Annotated in this window: 3 protein-coding genes; all 3 read left to right on the top strand. The window is 58.3% G+C overall.

Going from position 1 to position 3,290, the window contains the following annotated elements:
• Positions 1-424: gamma-glutamylcyclotransferase family protein (locus tag AB4043_RS19630; RefSeq protein WP_442307843.1), on the top strand; the 424-nt coding region annotated here is incomplete at its 5' end.
• Positions 425-469: 45 nt separating this feature from the next.
• On the top strand, positions 470-814 hold the full coding sequence (locus AB4043_RS19625) for a PadR family transcriptional regulator (RefSeq protein ID WP_442300852.1): 345 nt from the start codon (positions 470-472) through the stop codon (positions 812-814).
• Between the two features lie 84 nt (positions 815-898).
• Positions 899-3,290 (top strand): ADOP family duplicated permease (locus AB4043_RS19620; RefSeq protein ID WP_442307842.1); only part of this gene is annotated, 2,392 nt, incomplete at its 3' end.

Here is a 3,290-nt window from a genome sequence, read left to right as displayed (position 1 = left end):
CCTTTTGTCTTCTCCCTTCACATCTTTGTGCAGAAGAAACCGGATATCGGGAGCGAAGGCGATGGCCTCAACAGAAGCAACGATACGGTTGGCGAGCTACGGAACCCTGGCGCCGGGTAAACCCAACCACCACGAACTGGCGGGGCTCAAGGGGCGCTGGCTGACGGGTGTTGTTCGCGGCCATCTTTATGACAGCGGTTGGGGTGCGGCACTCGGCTATCCCGGACTCATTCTCGACAAGAACGGACCGGAGGTTGCGGTGCACATCTTCGAGTCTTCTGATTTGCCCGCTCATTGGGGGCGTCTTGATGAGTTTGAAGGCCCTGGCTATGTGCGCGTCGTGGTGCGAGTGAACACTGACGAAGGAGTTCTTGAAGCGTATCTCTATGCACTTGCCCCGGAGGCATCCGGTCCTCATCGGTAAGGAGTTGACGGAAGGGGGCATCGTCGTCTATTGTCTTCCCCTAAGATGATTAGGGAAGAAAACGCCGATTCCGGCTCACTGCTCCAGGGGACTCTGGAGATGCTTGTTCTGAAAGCCCTCGCGCGGGGACCGCAGCACGGTTATGCTGTCGCGGAGTGGATTCACCATGTCTCACACCAGTTGCTGAAGGTGGAGGAAGGAGCGCTTTATCCTGCGCTCCATCGGCTGGAGATGCGCGGCTTTCTCAATGCAGAGTGGGGCGCCTCTGATAACAACCGCCGCGCCAAGTTCTACCGGTTGACGGCTGAGGGAGCGAAGCGGCTCGATTCGGAGTCGCAGCGTTGGGCACGGCTCTCGGCGGCAGTCGCGTTCGTCATGCAGTCTTCCTGAGGAGGAACTACGATGCTCCCTGCAGTCAGTGCATTTCTTGGGCGTTTGAGTTCTCTGTTCCGAAGGCGTCGTATGGAGAGTGAGATGTCCGAGGAACTTGAGTTCCATCGGGAGCGGCTGCGGGAGAAGTATCTCCGGGAAGGTATGTCGGAGCCCGCGGCAGAACGTGCCGCCCGCGTACGGCTCGGCGATACACATCGATGGCAGGAACGCCTGCGTGAGGTCTGGAGCTTTCGAATTGTCGAAGAGCTCACGCGTGACGTCAGGTTCTCTCTGCGTCTGCTTTGGAAGTCACCTGGATTTACTTCTGTTGCTCTGGCGACCCTTGCGCTTGGGGTGAGCGCGAATACGGCAGTCTTTTCGCTGATCGATAGCCTTTTGTTGCGGCCGTTGCCGGTACCGCATGCCCAGCAGATGGTGGTTCTGAGCACTCAGGAGGGAGGCCCGCAGCCCGGCTACTCCTTCTGCACCCCGTTCTTTCGTGGCCTCGAAGGCAAGGGCGACGTCTTCCAGAATGTATTCGCATTTGTGAATGACACACTCCAGGTGCGGGGAGAGTCGGGGAACATCAATGTCCACGGTGTGATGGTGAGTGGGCAGTACTTTCCTGCCATGCAGATAAAGCCGGTGATGGGGCGTTATCTTACGCCGGTTGACGACCAGGAAGGCGGCGGTTCTTCAGGGTTCGCCGTGGTGATCAGCGAAGACTTCTGGAAGAGCTGGTTCAATGGCGTTCCGGACGTAGTCGGTCGACGTTTGGTGATTGCGAACGCATCGTTTACGGTGGTAGGCGTTATCCCTAAGAGCTTTACGGGAGCAGACCCGACGCACCAACCGCAGATCTACGCACCCCTGTCCGCCGATCCGATCATGGATGCTCCGCGAGACCACCTTCATGGCGGCACACACGCCTGGTGGTTGACGGTGATGGCACGGCTGCAGCCAGGCGTCGATCTACAGAAGGCGAATGCTGCCTTGCAAGCCGTTTCGACGGGGGTTTTGCATGCGTCGACAGGCGAAGCCGACTGGATCAAGGATGAAGAGCAGCATCATTTCCATTTCGCAGCCGAACCCGGATCGAACGGGTTTGCCTATGTCCGCTCCGTATTTCGCAAACCTCTGCTGATGATGTTTGGCATGTGTGGCGGGTTGCTGTTGCTGGCATGCCTTAACCTGGCAAGCCTTTTGTTGGCGCGGGGAGCCGTGCGAGAACGGGAACTGGCGACGAGACGGGCTCTGGGGGCCACAAGATCGCGGTTGATTCGGCAGCTCATGATTGAAAGTCTGTTACTGGCGGCGCTGGGAACCGGGCTCGGCATGGCATTCACTCCGATTGTGGGCCATGTACTGGCGGCGATGCTCTCTGGAGGAAGCGGACCTGACAGCATGGTGCTGGATATCTCTCCGGATTGGCGTCTCTATGGTTTTGCCGCCGCGGTCGCTTTCATTGCTGCTGTCCTGATTGGCCTGATGCCTGCGTGGCGCGCAACCGAAGGAGATCTGAATGAGCAGATCAAAAATGGCCAGCACGCGCAACAACAGCGCAGACAGACGAGATTGATCCCGCGTCTGCTCATGACCTCCCAGGTGGCTCTGGCGCTCATTCTGGTCTCGGGTGCGGCGCTGCTGGCCGCCAGTCTGGTGCGCTTGTATCGCTCGGGCCTTGGATTTGAGCCACATGGTGTGATCAATATCCCTTTCAGCATGGACAAGCAGCAATTGGATGGAGAGCCGTTGATGGAGGTGTATCGGCAGATCTGGGAGGGTCTGAAGACGGCGCCGGGCGTGAAGGATGTGAGCTTCCAATTTATTATTCCCCTTTCGCACAGAGGCTGGAACGGGCGCTATGCAGCTCCGGGTGGCGAACGTCACATGCTCTGGCTGAATAGCGTCGGACCGGATTATTTCAGCACCATGCGCATCCCCGTGGCTCAGGGACGTGCATTTACCTGGACCGATACGAAAGCGTCGGGTTTGAAGATAATTCTGAACCGTTCGGCGGCAAAGCTGTTCTTCCCTCAAGGTGGCGCGATTGGCCGGCAGATCGTGGATAAGGACAAGACCGCGTATGAGGTCGTGGCCGTGGTGGGAGATGCAAAGTATCGCGATGTACGGGGTCCCGCAGTACCGGCTGGATATGTCCCGATGCAGCAGGACCCACAACAAAAGCCTTCCCTCAACGCCATAGTGCGTATCGATGGACCGTGGCAGCCTCTGGTGCAGTTCTCGAGAGAATTAGCGGCTAGGCTTGTGCCATCTATTCCAGCTCCTGTCATCCGTCCTATGGATGAGGTTGTCGACACCTCCATCAGCACGGAGAGGATGATGGCTCTGTTAGGAGTGTTTTTCGCTGGATGCTCGCTGCTGGTAACGGCGATCGGACTCTACGGAACGCTCTCCTATACGACGGCGCGAAGGACCAACGAGATCGGAATCCGCATGGCCCTCGGAGCACAGCGCCGGCGCGTGATGGCGA

Origin of the sequence: Terriglobus sp. YAF25, from assembly GCF_052113305.1 — a bacterium.
Taxonomy (GTDB): domain Bacteria; phylum Acidobacteriota; class Terriglobia; order Terriglobales; family Acidobacteriaceae; genus Terriglobus.
This window is presented reverse-complemented; position numbering and strand designations above follow the sequence as displayed.